Source organism: Sorangium sp. So ce117, assembly GCF_051524395.1.
GTDB lineage: Bacteria > Myxococcota_A > Polyangia > Polyangiales > Polyangiaceae > Sorangium > Sorangium cellulosum_B.
Genome location: NZ_CP150309.1, coordinates 11224024 through 11239354 on the forward strand (window position 1 = coordinate 11224024; position 15331 = coordinate 11239354).

A 15331-nucleotide genomic window follows, 5' to 3' on the forward strand; every position below is an offset into this window, starting at 1 on the left:
CGCCGCTGCGCGGTCAGCTTACTTGTCTCAGGAGGAATCATGTACAAAGGCACTCGCATCACGTCGATCGTCACGCTCGCCTTGCTCGCCGCGGCGCTCCCGGGCGCGTGCGGCGGCGGCGGCACGGACGACCCCGGCGTGACCGGAGAGGTCTGCGAACGCAAGAACGCCGATGAATCGACGGAGTTCCTGAAGCGCGTCGGGTGCGCCGCGGACTTCGAGGCGCTCGCTTCGGTGCCCATCGACGCCAGCTTGCCCGGCGCGCGGTCGGTCAAGGTCGTGCTGGATCAAGCCGACAAGAACGAGCTGTATTTCCAGAACAGCGTTCTCTACCTGATCCACTACGACTTCGTGTCATCGCACCTCTCCGGCGACCCGCTGCCCCTCGTCCCGCCCCTCGGCGAGTTCAACGCGACCGAGTACTTCACGCCGGATCGCCGCTTCGTCCTCGGCGCGGTGACGCACTACGAGGGTCCCGACGTGTGGGCCGTCGAGCTCTCCCCCTACGACACCGCGTCCGCGGACATGATCGCCACCCTGTTCAGGGCGGTCAAGGCGGCCTCCTTCTTCGGGTCGAAGCTCGCCTTCCACCCGACGTCGGAGGCCGTCGCGGCCGAGGCGAAGAAGCTCCCCTCCGACATCCCCGTGGTCAGCACCGGCGATCTCTACGCGGGGATCGACTACCAGCCGCTCTCGCTAGGCACGGCGGTGGGCCGGCTCCACTTCGCGAAGGCGGCGGATCTCGACTCGGAGTACCTGTCCCACCAGGACATCGTCGTCCTCGACGAGGCGCCCAACGACATCTCGGTCGTCCAGGGGATCATCACCGAGGAGTTCCAGACGCCGCTCTCGCACGTCAACGTGCTCTCCCAGAACCGGCGCACCCCCAACATGGGGCTGCGCAACGCCATGACCCACCCCGACCTGCTCGCGCTGAAGGACAAGCTCGTCGAGCTCACCGCGGGGTCGTCGTCCTGGAGCGTCCGCGAGGTCACCGAGGCGGAGGCCGAGGCGTTCTGGGAGGCGCACAAACCGACGCCCGTCACGCTCCCCGAGATGGATCTGACGGTCACCGATCTGCGCGACATCGAGGATGTGACCCCCGATCCGCCGGAGGGCGAGCCGCTCCGGGACGCGATCAAGAAGGCCGTGCTCGCCTTCGGCGGCAAGTCGGCCCACTACTCCATCCTGGCCAGGATCCCCGAGGTCCCCATCCTGAAGGCCTTCTCGATCCCGATGTACTACTATGACCAGTTCATGAAAGATAACGGGTTCTACGAGCAGATCGACGCGCTGCTCGCCGACCCGAAGTTCACCACCGACGCCGCGGCCCGCGACGAGCAGCTGAAGGCGCTCCGCGACGCCATGAAGAGCGCGCCCATCGACGCCGAGCTCCAGGAGCTCCTCAAGGCGAAGATCGAGGCGGACTACCCCGGGCACCCGATGCGCTTCCGCACCAGCACGAACAGCGAGGATCTCGACGGGTTCCCGTGCGCCGGCTGCTACGACTCGAACACCGGCGATCCGACGGACTGGGAGGATGTCCTCGACGCCATCCGCAAGACGTACGCGAGCGCCTGGAAGCTCCGCACCTTCGACGAGCGCACCTATTACGGCATCGACCACCGGACCATCGGGATGGCCTTGCTCGTGCACCACAATTTCCCGGCCGAGGAGGCGAACGGCGTGGCCATCACCAACAACCCGTTCGACACGGCAGGGGTCCAGCCCGCCTTCTACGTCAACGTGCAGACCGGCGGTGACGTGGAGGTGGTCGCCCCGCCCGCGGGTGTGACGAACGACGCGTTCCTCTACTTCTTCAACCAGCCGAACCAGCCGGTCACCTACCTGACGCACTCGAGCCTCATGCCGGAGGGCCAGACGGTCCTCTCGACGGCGCAGGTCCATCAGCTCGGCGTGGCGCTCGACGCCATCCACGAGCGGTTCTCCCCCGCGTACGGGCCGGCGAGCGGCAACGACGGGTGGTATGCGATGGACGTGGAGTTCAAGTACGACGACGACGCGAACCCCGACGAGGCGCCGACGCTCTACATCAAGCAAGCGCGCCCCTACCCTGGCCGCGGCGCCGCCTCCGAGGCGCCGTGACGCGGACGCGCGTGGATGGGCATGGGCGCGTGGATGGAGATGGGCGCGCGCCGCGCCCGGCGATCGCCCCGGGAAAGAGCGGCTCGCCGTGATAGACTGGATCGGATGGGTCACCCAGGGGAGCGCCACGGACTTCCGCAGGGCGGTCGTGGCGCTCCTGCTGGCGTTCGGGCTCGGCCAGGCGGTCGCGCTCGTCTACATGGCCACATTTCGCGGGCTCTCCTACTCCCGCTCGTCCGTGCACAGCATGGCGATGGGCAGCGTCATCACCTGCATGCTGATGCTCTCCGTGGGCAGCAGCATCGCCGCGGGCATCGGCGTCGCCGTGGGCCTGAGCGCGGTCCGGTTCCGCACGACCATGCGCGACCCCCGCGACGTCATGTTCATCTTCGCCGCCCTCGGCGTCGGCATCGCCTGCGGGCTCCAGGCGGTCGGCGCGGCCCTCGGCGGGACCGCGATCTTCGCCGCCGGGACCTTGCTCCTCCATTTCACCGGCTGGGGCTCGCGACGACAGCCGGATGGCCTGCTCCGCTTCACCGCGCCCGCCGTGCCCGAGGTGGAGGACGCGCTCGCGAGGGTGCTCCGCGCGCACTGCCGGACCTTCTCGCTGGTGACGCTCAGGGAGGCTGCGCAGGGGACCGTGATGGAGCATGCTTACCAGCTCACCATCCTCGCGCCCGAGCTCCGCTCGGCGCTCGTCACGAAGCTCCAGGCGATCCCGGGCGTGCAGGATGTCTCTCTCATGCTTCAGGAGCCGACGCTGGATCTCTAGCGGCCGAGGTCCATCGCGGAGGATGCCTGTCGTTCACGCCCTCGCGGGCGCTCTCGCTTCGTTGACGCAGCCGCCGCCGTCATCACCGCGCAAGGATCATCGATGTACAGCTACCAGCGACTCCGCGCGGCGCTCCAGGACGCCGCCCCCGCGATCACCTTCGTGCTCACGCTCGGCGCCGCCCTGTGGCTCCACGTGGGCAGCGGCCCGCACGGGCGGGTCTTCGGCTACGCGGAGGCGCTGCCCGAGGTGCTCTCGCCGGTCGAGACCGCCCGGGTGGCCTCCATCGAGGTGGCCGTCGGCGAGGAGGTCGAGGCCGGGCAGATCATCGCGACGCTGGACAGCTCGGTGATCGAGGGCGAGATCGCCGTCGCCAAGGCGGAGAAGGCCCAGGTCGAGGCCGATCTGAACATGGAGCTCGCCGTCCTCGAGCAGGAGCTCGACACGAACCGCGAGACGGTCGAGCGCCACCTCGCCGTCCACCGCGAGGAGCAGCGCCGGGCGGTCGCCGAGGCGAAGGTGCTGGACAGCGAGATCTCGCGGATGAAGCAGCTCATCGAGAACCGGCAGGCGGTGCTCGACGACCTGACGAAGCTCGACCTGCAGCACGCGACGGTCGCGGCGATCGCCAGCGAGAAGCCGCGGACGCTGAGCGTCCTCACGGAGCAGCTCAAGGCGACGGAGCGGCGGCGGAGCGGCCTCCGGGACCGGACGTCGGGGCTGACGGCGAAGCTCGACGCCGACGTGCGCGTCGCGACCGAGAACATCGCGATGCTCGAGCAGCGGCGCGCGAGCTACGTGCTGCGCGCCGCGAACGCGGGGCGCGTCATCTCCATCGACAGGCAGCCCGGCGACGTGGTCCCGGCCGGGATGCCCCTGGTGCAGCTCCTGAGCGCGCGCACGGGCGCGCGCGCGGTCGCCTGCGTCCCCGAGCGCTTCTCCCTCGGCGTCAGCAACGGGGACGCCGCCGAGCTCTACGTCCGGGGCCAGCTCAGCGACCCGATCCCGGGCACGGTCATCGACGTGGGCCCGCTCGTCTCCCAGCTCCCGCTGCGCTGCTGGCTCACGCCGGAGATCCCCGCATGGGGCCGCGTGGTCACCATCTCGCTGGACGCGCCGATGGCGCTCGTCCCCGGCCAGGCCTTCGACATCACGTTCGACGCGCGTCGCGGCGCGGCGGCCGCCCAGCCGCCGCCGCCGAAGCCCACGACGACCGTGCCGAAGGCCGGCGCCGCGCCGAAGGCCGGGGCGGTCGCGTCGCAGTCCCCCATGAAGATGCCCCCGACCCTGGCGAGCCGGACGCGCTTCGAGCCGTCCGGCGTCCTCGCGCGCCCCGGCGAGTCCCGGTACCTCCTCGTCAGCGACGACACGGGCCACGAGCAGAACAACGAGGGCGCGCCGTGGCTCTTCGCGATGTCCCCGGGCGGCGCCGTCGCCGCGGATCCGGTGCCGGTGAGCGGCGTCGACGCGCTGAACGACGTCGAGGGGATCGCGGCCGGCGACGCGGGCGAGATCTACCTCCTGTCGTCGCAGAGCTACAGCAAGAAGGGGAAGCGCAAGTCGGAGCGGACCGCGCTCCTGCGCCTCCGCCAGGACGGCCAGGGCTTCCGCGTCGACGGCGGGATCCACCTGGCCGAGGTCCTCGACGCGGACCCCGCGCGCGCCGCGGCGCTCGGCCTCCCCGACGGGACGCGGGCGCTCGACATCGAGGGCCTCGCCTTCCGGCAGGGCGCCCTGTACCTCGGGCTGAAGGCGCCGCTCGACGCGCAGGGCAACGCGATGATCTGGCGGGTCGGCTCCCCGAGCGCGCTGTTCGGCGGCGAGGGAGCCGCGGCGGTCGAGGCCGCGAGCGCGAAGAAGAAGCATCGGACCGCGGCCGAGGCGATCCGCTTCGACGCGGCCCGCGTCTCGCTATGGGCGCGCGCGCGCGTCGACGTGGAGGTCGCCGGGAAGCCCACGCCGGGCGGCATCTCGGAGCTCGTCTTCATGCCGGACGGCGCGCTCGCCATGACGTCCACGCCCTCGACGGCGGACGGCGACGCCGGCGCGCTGTGGCGGGTGGATCGCCCCGAGGGCGGCGTCCTCTCGCCGCGCCTCGTCCAGCGGTTCCCGGGGCTCAAGCCCGAGGGGATCTCGCCGTCGCTCACGCCGGGCGCGCTGACGATCGTGTTCGACGCCGCCGCGCCCTCGTTCCAGGAGATCTCGTGGGGCCAGTGAGCCAGCGCCGCCGCCGCGCGGCGATCCCCGTCATGGTGCTCTGCGCGGCCCTCTCGGGCTGCTCTTCCCCGCCGAGGCCGGCGGCGTCCGACCGCGCGATCGCCCTCTACCGCGAGGGCCGCGCGTCCGCCGGCACGCCGGCGCTCCGCCGCGCGGGCCCGGGCGCGCGGCCGAGCGCGCCCAGCGCGGGGCCGATCGCGATGACCGTGGAGGACGCCGTCGCCTGGGCGAGGGACCACAGCGCCGAGCTCGCCGCGCAGAGCGCCCGCGCCGAGGCGGCCGCGGCGCAGGTCGACGCGGAGGACCACCTCGACAACCCGGAGCTCCGCATCACGAACATCGAGCTCCAGCGCATCCGCGAGCGCGAGCCGCGCGTGAGCACCGCGCTCCGCTTCCCGGTGACCCGCCCTGGCGAGGTCGACGCGAACGTCGCGGAGGCGCGCGTGGACGAGGCCAAGGCGCTCGCCGAGGCGCGCGAGATCGAGATCGCCCTCGAGGCCGACGTCCGGTTGCTGTTCGACGAGGTGCTCCTCTTCGACGCCGAGATCGCGGCCGCCGACGCGGTGGCCGAGGCGCGCCGGTCGCTCGCCACCTGGATGAAGGGGCAGCTCGCGGCCGCGCGGACGACGGCGGTCGACGAGGCGATGACGGAGCTCACCGCCATCGACGCGGAGCAGGACGGCGTGGATCTGCGCGCGCAGCGGAGCGCGGCGCTCGCCGCGCTCCTGTCGCGCATGGGGCTCGATCCTGCCGCGCCCGTGCGCCTCCTCGGCGCGCCGAAGAGCGCGTGGCCCCCCCCGGAGCTGCCCACGGAGGCGGAGGCCGTCGAGCTCGCGCTCAAGCGCCGGCCCGAGATCGAGCTCGCGGCGGCGCAGGGCGACGCGGCGGACGCGACGCTCCAGGCCGAGCGCGCCGCGCGGTGGCCCTGGCTCTCCTTCGTCGAGGTCGGCTACGACTTCCGGCGAGAGAACGATCTCGGCCTCGGGTGGACGTTCGGGCTCGGCATCGAGCTGCCGGTGTTCGACACGCACCGCGCGGCCACCGTCGCGGCGGACACCGCGCGTAAGGCGGAGCAGCGCTCGCTCGGCGCCGCGGTCGAGCTCGTGACGCGCGAGGTGCGGACGAGCCTGAGCGAGGCGCAGGCCACCCGCGCCCTCGTAACCGAGCTCCGGCGCCGGATGAACCCCGCCGCCGAGCGCGCGGGCGCCGAGGCGCAGCGGGCGATCGAGGGCCGCAACGTCGACGTGGGGCGGGCGCTCGAGGTCGACGAGCGCCGCGTGCGCCTGGAGCTCCGGCTGCTGCGCTTCGTGCGCCGCTACTGGACCGCGGTCGGCGAGCTCCGCCACGCCGTCGGCGGCCGGCTCCCCGCCGAGGCGGGCCACCATGGCGGGAGCACGGAGCCCAGGGGCGATGCGGAGCGGTAGAGCGGGAAGAGCGGGAACGATGAGAGCCCTTCATGCATCCGCGGTCCTCGCGCTCGTCGCGGCGAGCCAGGGTGGCTGTGTGCCCCTCGACCCGGGCAGCGGCGTGGTCTTCGATCGGACGGCGCTGCACGAGATCGCGATCACCATCGACGAGGCCCACCTGGGGCAGCTCCGCACGGACCTCGACAACCGCGTCCCGTGCACCCTCGTGTACGACGGCGACGTCGTCAGCGGCGCTGGCATCCGGCAGAAGGGCAACTCGGCCGTGGATCTGTCCGAGAAGCCGAGCTTCAGCGTCAAGCTCGACGAGTTCGATGAAGAGGCGAACCTGCACGGGCTCAAGAAGCTCCTGCTGAACAACTCCAAGCAGGACCCGACGTTCCTTCGCGAGCAGATCGGCGAGGACCTGCACGACCGCGCCGGCGTGCCCGCGGCGCGCACCGCGCACGCGGTGGTGAGCGTCAACGGCGTGGACAGGGGGATCTACGTCGTCACCGAGGCCATCGACAAGCGGTTCCTGCGGCTGCACTTCGGCGAGGTGAACGACGAGGGCGCGCTCTACGAGGGCCCGTGCTGCGGCGACTTCGCCGAGGACATCGACGCCGTGGAGCTCGACGGCGGCGATGACGGCGGCGGCGCAGAGCTCCGGTCTCTCGCCGCCGCCATCCAGGAGGCGCCGGACGAGCAGCTCGCGGCGGAGGTGAGCAAGCGCCTCGACCTGGATCGGTTCCTCACGAGCTACGCCCTCGAGGCGCTGCTCGGCCACTGGGACGGCTACGCCTACCGGGCGAACAACTATTACCTCTACGAGAACCCGGTCGACGGGCGCTTCGTGTTCATCGCCCACGGGATGGACCGCATCCTGGACGACCCGCATTTCGACACCGAGACGGAGCCGGTCGCCGTGCTCCCGCGCCGGATCCGGGAAATCCCGGCGCTCGACGAGCGGTATCGCGCCGAGCTCGCCCGTATCGTGAACGCGGTGTGGGACGAGGGCGCCGTGCTCGCGGCCATCGATCGGGCGGAGCAGGTGCTCGGCGAGGCTGGCGCCGGCGACGCGACTCGAGGCGACCTGAGCGAGTTCAAGGCGCACGTGGGCGCCCTGCGCAGCGATCTGAAGCTGCGCCGCGCGCTCGTCGATCCCGCGATCGTCTGCGGCGACGGCGACGTCGCGGGGCTCGAGACGTGCGATGACGGCAACACGGCGGCTGGCGACGGGTGCAGCGCGAGGTGCCGCGTCGAGCCTTGATGGGAGCCGGGCTCGGCCCTCAGCGCTGCAACCGCGCTGAACCAGATCCTCGGATTGGCATCCGAGCGCGACAGCGCTCAAACACTGCCGCTCACCTTCGCTGCGCGGGTGCTGCCGTCGACCAATGACTCGATCGTATACAGCGCTCCATGGAAGGAGATGCTCCCGTCCTCGCTCAAGCTTCCGCCGCGCAGCACGTTGGCGGCGCTCTCGTAGAGAAGAAAGGGAGCGAGGCCGACGGGCAGCTCGCTCGCGAGCGTCCAGGTGCCCTCCGCGCCGCCAGAGGCGATCACGAGGTACTGCTGAGCACCGGACGCGTTGACGAGCACGCCGAGCGTCGAGCCGCTCCGGTCGCGGGACGTCGCGCGGAAGTTGAGGTGGGCAGCGGTGGCGAGCAAGGTGGCAGAGGTGACGGGCTTCTGGGAGGTAGACATGGCTGTGTTTGCACGACTCGGTTGCTGGCTCAGCGACAAGTTCACTGTCCCGTGTCCTGCCGGAGCTGGCTGCTGTCCTCGCTCCCGGCCGTCACGGTCCAGGCTCTCACGCGATCGAGCTCTTTGGCTGCCAGAAGAGCCCATCGTACTTCCGGGGAGATCCCGAGCGGTCCAGCCGCTGGAACGTCTCGCCGAACTTGAGGTTCCGCTGGCGGTCGCGATCGAACGGACCATGCTGGCCGTCCGCCGGCTCGTACATGGCCTCGCTCCTCCCGTGCACCTGGAAGCGCCAGCAGAGCCTCTGTTCCACGCCATCCACGACCCGCGATAAACACGCTTTCATGGCGACCACTTTCCTTGCGCTCAGCCGCGGACGCGGAAGGCACGCCGGGCGTGCGCTTCCGCATGTGCATGCAGGAGCTGCCTCGAGCGGCTCTTCGCGGCCTTGCCTGTCGCTCGAGCCCAACGGGTCCAGGCGGCATCGCTATCGACTTCGCAATCAGCTTTCGCTGCGCGAGAGTCATCATGTACCAGAAAACGAGCCGCGGCACCACGAAAGTTGATAAGCGAGGGGTCGATCTCGTCGGTGCGGGGCTTTTTCACGATCCTGCGCTTCAGGGTTCAGCGGCCAGAGACGACCGTGACCCCTCGGCGCGCGCGGCCGCGGGCTCCAGGCGAGCGACCTGATAGCTCGGGTCGACCTGGAACCATCGCACCGCGAAGCTCGGGCCCATTGAAGACTTGTGACGGTTGTTCTGGGAGAGCTCGCCGAGCGTCACGCTATCGAGGGCCAGCGTGTCGCGCGAGCCGTCGTCGTCGTTGAAGCTGCAGTCGCCGTAGCGGTGGCCGCACGAGCTCACGATGGCGCCGTGCAGCGGCCCCAGGGTCCAGTGGCCCTCTCGCCTGGCGCGGCGCGCGCGCGCACCGGCGTGCGGCTCGGGCGTCTCGAAGACAAAATAAATGCGGCGGGCCTTCATGGCCCGCCGCGATGTTACGACTCGACGAAGGAGCGATCAGTAACGACCGCGACCGCCGCCGCCGCCGCCGCCGCCGCCGCCAGCCGGACGCTCCTGGGCCTCGTTCACCTTGAGCGAGCGCCCATCGAGCATCATGCCGTTCAGCTGCGAGATGGCGCTGTTCGCCGCCTGGGCCGAGCCCATCGTGACGAACGCGAACCCGCGCGGCTGGCCGGTCTCGCGATCGGTCGGCATCGAGACCTCGCGGACCTCGCCGCTGCCAGCGAACGCGGCCTCGAGGGACTCGCGGGTGGTGCTGTAGGAGAGATTGCCGACGTAGAGACGATTACCCATGACACGTTACTTTCACGGCTTGCAGCTGCGCTCGTGAGCGCTCTTCGCCTGCCATTCGATGAAGCCGTCGCGGATCGAACGGGGACGTGCCGCGCAGCGAACCCGCGCAGGCACACGGTGCGTCGTCCAGTCATCCGCGCGAGCAACGATCTCCCTCGCGTGGAGGAGAGAGAGAACGCATCGTGTCGAGAGCCAGTGACGTCGTGAGGGGCCCAAGTTACTCCCTTGGGGCACCAACAGCAAGGAGTGTCTCAGCGATCTTGTCTCTTTCTTTCCGCCCGCAGCGGCAACCAGCGCGTGATCGCGCGATCGCGCGCTCGCCGAATGCGTCCGGAGGCGCTCAACAGCGTCTCCCGGCGGACCTGCTGGATGCGCGCCGCACTGCACCGTCAGCGGGCTCTCACACGACCAGGGAGCCGACGTCGACCCTAACCGGGAGCGAGGCACCGGTCACGTCGGCCGATCCCTCCGAGCACAGCCATGGCGCCGAGCCGGCGATCTCGTCCTCGGTGGCCCTGCGCGCCGTCGGATGCTGCGACACCCGCGCATGGGCACGTCGTCGAGCTCGGCCTCGATCTCCTGGAGCACGACGTCAGTCCGCCCGGCGCCGGTGACGGCGGCGACCCGGCGGATCGCCGCCTCGACGTTCACGTCGGAGGATGATCGCGCGGTCCCATCGCCGGGCGCGGAGCCGCCGCCGGGGTGAGGCTCCGCCGCCCCCATGCTATGGGGCCGCCATGCCGAACACAGCCGGCGACATCGACGTGGAGGCGCTGAACGACCGCCTCGCCCGGGAGCACCCGATCGACGACTACTACGAGCGCTCCCCGCTGCCGATCCGGCTCATCGAACGAAAGCGGCTCGCCATCCTCCGCGACATGCTCGGCGACTGCGCCGGCCTCGATCTCGCCGAGGTCGGCTCGGGCGGCGGGCACGTGCTGCGCCTGTTTCCGCGGGCGCGCATCACGGCCATCGACGTCTCCGACGTCTACCTCGACACCGCCCGCAGGAACCTCGCGGGCTACGACGCCCGCTTCCTCAAGGGCGAGGTCGACAAGCTCGACCTGCCGGCCGCGAGCTTCGACCGCATCCTCTGCACCGAGGTCCTGGAGCACACCGTGGACCCCGCCGCCGTCCTCGCGGCGATCGCGCGCCTCCTGCGCCCCGGCGGCGTGGCCGCGATCACGGTGCCGAACGACCCGCTCATCGCGCGGCTGAAGGGCGTCGTGCGGCGCACGCCCGTCGGCTACCTCCTGCGGGATCGCATCCAGTGGGGCGGCGACGCCTACCACCTGCACCAGTGGACGCCCGAGGAGTTCGGCCGCCTGCTGGCGCGCCATCTGCGGGTGACCGAGCGCCGCGCCGCGCCGCACGACGCGCTGCCGATCCGCGCGTGCTTCCGCTGCGTGCCCCTGTGACTCCGGCCCTGTTTCCGGGCCGCGCGGCGCGCCGCGCGCCCGCGAACCGCTGCGCGCTCCGCTACCAGGTAAACTAGGTGAACACGCCATGACCGACGCCCATCATGAGCTTGCTCCGGAGACGCCGATCGAGCTCTCCGTCCTCGTGCCCTGTCTCAACGAGGAGCTGAACATCCCCGAGCTCACCGACCGCATCCTCGGCGTCTTCCGCGCAGGGGCGCTCACGGGCGAGCTCATCCTCGTCGACGACGGCTCGACCGACGGCACCGCCACGACGATCCGCGCGCTCATGGCCGCGCACCCGGGGCTCGTCGTTGGGTGCTTCCACCCGCAGAACCGCGGCATCACGGCGGCGTGGCGCACCGGCGCCGCCGCCGCGCGCGGCAAGCTCGTCGCCACCATCGACGCCGATCTCCAGTACCAGCCCGAGGACCTCCTGCGCCTCCGGCGCGAGCTCTACGAGCACAGCGTCGATGTCGTCCAGGGCTGGCGGAGCGCCGTCGGGCGCCGCAGGGACCGCCGGTACCACCTGAGCCGCGGGCTCAACCACCTCTTGAACACCACCTTCGGCATGTCGCTCCACGACAACAAGAGCGGCTTCGTGATGTGCGCACGGGAGGTGTTCCAGGATCTCTTGACGTACAAGGGCAGCTATTTTTACTGGCAGTCCTTCATCCTGGTCGCCGCCCACGCCAAGGGTTACTCCTACAAAGAGGTCGAGACGCTCTTCGAGCAGCGGCGGCAGGGCGTCTCCTTCCTCGACCAGGCCGCGGCGCGCGCCGTGGTCAAATCGTTCTACGACCTCGGCAAGGCCGCGTGGGAGTACCGCGTGGACCGGATCCCGCCGGACGTGGCCACTCAGTACCTCCGCCGCAACCCGGTGGTCGACCGCTCGCCGGAGCGCGACCCGCTCTCCACGGCGAGGTGGCGCGCGTACCTGGCCGCGTTCAACCACACCCACTGGATGATCACGCGCGACGTCGAGCACTACTACGAGACGCTGCGCAGGACGCAGTGGCTCACGCCGTCGCAGACCCGCGAGCTCCAGGACGAGAAGCTCAGGCGGCTGCTCCGCCACTGCTACCGCAACGTGCCCTACTACCGCGCTCGCATGCAGGAGCTCAAGCTCCGGCCCGAGGACATCCGCGGCCAGGAAGACCTCCACAAGCTGCCGTTCCTCACCAAGGCGGATATCCGGCGCCACCTCTACTTCGACATCATGTCGGAGAACCACGACAAGTCGCAGGTCCTCAAGATCACGACCAGCGGCTCCACCGGCGAGCCCTTCGTCTGCTACGCGGACCGGGCTCAGCTCGAGTTCCGCTGGGCGGCGACGCTCCGGGCGCAGGAGTGGACGGGCTACCGCTTCGGCGACCCCACGGTGCGGCTCTGGCACCAGACGATCGGCATGACGAAGTGGCAGGCTGCCCGCGAGCGCGCGGACGCCGTCCTCTCGAACCGGACGTTCATCCCGATCTTCGAGCTCTCCGACGACAACCTGGGCGAGATGATCGCGAGGATCGCCGGCGCGCGGCCGGTGCTCATGGATGGCTACGCCGAGGCGCTCGATTTCCTGGCCCATTACGTCAAGAGCACCGGAAAGGTCGCGGCCCGGCCGCGCGCGATCATGTCGAGCGCGCAGACGCTGCCGCTGCCGAGCCGCCGGCTCATCGAGGAGGCGTTCGGCTGCAAGGTCTTCGACAAGTACGGCAGCCGCGAGTTCTCGGGCATCGCGTACGAGTGCGACGCGCACGAGGGCCACCACGTGGTGGCCGAGGGGTACATCGTCGAGGTCCTGCGCGACGGGCGCCCCGCCGAGCCGGGGGAGATCGGAGAGGTCGTGATCACCGATCTCAACAACTTCTGCATGCCGTTCGTCCGCTACCGCATCGGTGATCTCGCCGAGGCGATGTCCCCGTCCGCGCCGTGCCCCTGCGGCCGCGGGGCGCCGCGCGTCGGCCGCATCGAGGGGCGCGTCCAGTCCATCATCCGCGGGACGGACGGGCGCTATCTGCCCGGCACGTTCTTCGCGCACTACCTCAAGGAGTTCGATTACGCGATCAAGCGCTTCCAGGTGGTGCAGGAGGAGCGCGACGCCATCACGTTCCGCGTGGTCAAGGGCGGGCGGTTCTCGCAGCAGGTCCTGGACGAGGTGCTCGCGACGTTCCGCCATCACCTCGGCGAGCGGATGCGCATCAACGTCGAGTTCGCCGACGACATCGCGCTCGTCCGCACGGGCAAGCACCTCGCGAGCGTCTCGCGCCTCAACGTCGATTTCCAGCGCGCCGCGCCGGCGGAGATCCTCTCGTCCGGCCTGAGCGGCCCGGGCGCTTGACCGGGGGCTCCTGATGACAGCGACGAGCCGCCGCGTGGTGACGGTCTCTCGGCCGGGCGTGAGCTACGGGGGCAGCGCGCCCTATGGCCCGCCGAGCCCGGTCTACGAGGCCGTCGAGGCGCTCTTCCGCGGGCTCGGCCTCGACGCGGCCCGCGCCGGCACGCCCGCGTGGAACCCGCTCGGCGACCTGATCGCGCCGGGGGACCGCGTCGTCGTCAAGCCGAACCTCGTCTCCTCGAAGAACCTTCACCAGAAGATCACGGGCGAGCGCCTCGCCGCCTCCAGCACGCACGGCTCGCTGCTCCGGCCCGTGCTCGACTACGCGCTCCGCGCCGCCGGCCCGCGCGGGAGCGTGCGCGTCGTCGACTCCCCGGTCGAGGGCTGCGAGATCGAGAAGGTCGCCGGCCCGCTCGGCATCTTCGACGTCATCGATCACCTGAGGGCCCAGGGGCATGACGTCGATTTCATCGACCTGCGGTATTTCCGGGTCGCGCCGGTGTTCGCGCTCGACGACGTTCGCCGCTTCGGCCGCTCCTGGAACCTCGGCCTGCTCCTCCGCCGCCGCCTGCCCGGCGATCCGCGGGGCTACCGGGTCGTCGATCTGGGCTCGAGCAGCTTCTTCGCCGGCGCGGGCGCCCCGCGCAGCGCAGCGCTCCGCTTCCACCGCAGCCATTACGCGACGCCGGTGCCGCACCACGCAGGGCAACGGCACGAGTACAGCATTCCCCAGACGCTCCTCGACGCGGATGTCGTCATCAACCTCCCCAAGCTGAAGACGCACAAGAAGACGGGTATCACGCTGTCGTTGAAGAGCGTGATCGGCCTGACAAACGAGAAGTACTGGCTCCCGCACTTCACCGAGGGTGATCCATCGGTCGGCGGCGACGAGTTCGATCGGCCTCAGGGTCTCGGAGACGCGGTGGAGAACAAGCTCAGCCGGTTCCCGCTCCCCGGCGATCACTCGCTCGTCGCGCGCGCGCCGCGGCTCGGGGCGCCGCCGAAGGTCATCGATGGCAGCTGGGAGGGGAACAACACGCTCTGGCGGACGATCCTGGATCTCAACCGCATCCTGTTCTTCGCGGACCGCGGCGGCGCGCTGCGCGGGGAGCCGCAGCGGCGGTACCTGACGATCGTGGACGGCATCGTCGCGGGGGAGGGCGAAGGGCCGCTCGGGGCGACGCCCGTGCACGCGGGGCTCCTGCTCGGCGGGTTCGATCCGGGCCTCGTCGACGCGATCGCCTCGCAGGTGATGGGCTTCGATCCGGCGCGGATACCGCTCGTGCGGGAGTCGCTGGGCGGGGTGTTGCTCCCTGGCAGTCACCTCGACGAGGTAGAGCACATCGTCGACGGGCCCGCGCCGACCCACCGGTTCAAGCCGCCGCGGAGCTGGCCGTCGCTGCTGCCGGACGCGGCCGGCGCACCGCGCGTCACGGTTGCTCCGCCGCGGGCGCGAGCGTCCGGTGAATCGCGTCGATCGCGAACGTGACGTAGGCCTGGCCCTCGGATCGATCGAACCCCTGGTTCGAGAGGTGCTGGTGGAACGGCCGGAAGTGCAGCGCGCCGAGGAAGAGGTCGGCCGCGTGCTCCGGGCGGACCGGACGCAGGAGGCCGCGGGCGATCGCTCGCGAGAACCACGCGACCACCTCGCGCCGCGCGCGGACCGGCGGCAGGTCCTCGCGCCGGTCGGCCATGGACTCGACGTGCATGCCGGCCGAGCGGAGCACCGCGAGGCACGGCACGATGCGCTCGAGGTAGGCGGAGAGCTCCTCGGCGAGCTCGAGGAGCTGGATCCGCGCGTCGCGGTCGTCCGGGCCCGCCCGCGCCCGCGCCATCCACGGCGGCTCGAACGGCGGCAGCAGCGCGGCGCGCAGGAGCTGCTCCTTGGTGCCGAAGCGCTGGAACAGCACCCCGTGCGAGACGCCGAGCCGCTCCGCGATGAGCGTCGTCGAGACGCCCGCGCCGTGCTCCAGAAAACACGCGCGTGCCTCGTCGAGGATCTGCGCGTCGGTGATGTTACGCGGCCTTGCCATTTATAAGTATCATGATACTTACTTTGTGACGTCACA

At 70.8% G+C, this 15331-nt stretch carries 13 protein-coding genes; 8 read left to right on the forward strand and 5 right to left on the reverse strand.

Annotated elements, in window-relative coordinates; genetic code table 11:
• Positions 1-39 precede the first annotated feature (39 nt).
• The 5 genes from WMF46_RS42090 to WMF46_RS42110 all read left to right on the forward strand — a co-directional run bounded on the left by WMF46_RS42090 (position 40) and on the right by WMF46_RS42110 (position 7768).
• The gene (locus WMF46_RS42090; RefSeq protein ID WP_437982386.1) at positions 40-2106 is read left to right on the forward strand and encodes a PEP/pyruvate-binding domain-containing protein; all 2067 of its coding nucleotides are present in this window, start codon (positions 40-42) and stop codon (positions 2104-2106) included.
• An 88-nt stretch (positions 2107-2194) separates the two neighbouring features.
• Entirely contained in the window at positions 2195-2878 is a 684-nt protein-coding gene (locus tag WMF46_RS42095; RefSeq protein WP_437982387.1) for a DUF4956 domain-containing protein, read from the forward strand.
• Between the two features lie 102 nt (positions 2879-2980).
• A complete protein-coding gene (locus tag WMF46_RS42100) occupies positions 2981-5095 on the forward strand; it encodes an HlyD family secretion protein (RefSeq protein WP_437982388.1) in 2115 nt (704 codons plus the stop codon).
• Positions 5092-6519 (forward strand): TolC family protein, encoded by a 1428-nt coding sequence (locus tag WMF46_RS42105; protein WP_437982389.1) that lies wholly within the window; start codon positions 5092-5094, stop codon positions 6517-6519. Before WMF46_RS42100 ends, WMF46_RS42105 begins: the two co-directional genes overlap by 4 nt.
• 19 nt (positions 6520-6538) lie before the next feature.
• Positions 6539-7768 (forward strand): CotH kinase family protein, encoded by a 1230-nt coding sequence (locus WMF46_RS42110; RefSeq protein ID WP_437982390.1) that lies wholly within the window; start codon positions 6539-6541, stop codon positions 7766-7768.
• Positions 7769-7845: 77 nt separating this feature from the next.
• Here the strand turns inward: WMF46_RS42110 and WMF46_RS42115 are convergent, their stop codons facing one another.
• The 4 genes from WMF46_RS42115 to WMF46_RS42130 form a co-directional block, all read right to left on the reverse strand.
• Positions 7846-8202, reverse strand: coding sequence for a hypothetical protein (locus WMF46_RS42115; RefSeq protein WP_437982391.1), 357 nt, complete (start codon positions 8200-8202; stop codon positions 7846-7848).
• Positions 8203-8308: 106 nt separating this feature from the next.
• Positions 8309-8512 carry a hypothetical protein gene (locus tag WMF46_RS42120; protein ID WP_437982392.1) on the reverse strand — a complete coding sequence of 68 codons (204 nt, stop codon included), beginning with the start codon at positions 8510-8512 and terminating at the stop codon, positions 8309-8311.
• A 304-nt stretch (positions 8513-8816) separates the two neighbouring features.
• Entirely contained in the window at positions 8817-9179 is a 363-nt protein-coding gene (locus WMF46_RS42125; RefSeq protein WP_437982393.1) for a hypothetical protein, read from the reverse strand.
• A 36-nt stretch (positions 9180-9215) separates the two neighbouring features.
• Positions 9216-9512 (reverse strand): RNA recognition motif domain-containing protein, encoded by a 297-nt coding sequence (locus WMF46_RS42130; RefSeq protein WP_437982394.1) that lies wholly within the window; start codon positions 9510-9512, stop codon positions 9216-9218.
• A gap of 737 nt (positions 9513-10249) precedes the next feature.
• On the opposite strand from WMF46_RS42130, the gene WMF46_RS42135 reads away from it, so the two are divergent.
• From WMF46_RS42135 to WMF46_RS42145, 3 genes are all read left to right on the forward strand, one after another.
• On the forward strand, positions 10250-10930 hold the full coding sequence (locus tag WMF46_RS42135) for a methyltransferase domain-containing protein (protein ID WP_437712402.1): 681 nt from the start codon (positions 10250-10252) through the stop codon (positions 10928-10930).
• Between the two features lie 88 nt (positions 10931-11018).
• Entirely contained in the window at positions 11019-13265 is a 2247-nt protein-coding gene (locus WMF46_RS42140; protein WP_437982395.1) for a glycosyltransferase, read from the forward strand.
• A 34-nt stretch (positions 13266-13299) separates the two neighbouring features.
• On the forward strand, positions 13300-14751 hold the full coding sequence (locus WMF46_RS42145) for a DUF362 domain-containing protein (protein ID WP_437982396.1): 1452 nt from the start codon (positions 13300-13302) through the stop codon (positions 14749-14751).
• Here WMF46_RS42145 and WMF46_RS42150 read toward each other — a convergent pair.
• Positions 14693-15295, reverse strand: a complete 603-nt coding sequence (locus tag WMF46_RS42150; RefSeq protein WP_437982397.1) for a TetR/AcrR family transcriptional regulator — start codon at positions 15293-15295, stop codon at positions 14693-14695. The genes WMF46_RS42145 and WMF46_RS42150 overlap by 59 nt on opposite strands.
• Positions 15296-15331 lie beyond the last annotated feature (36 nt).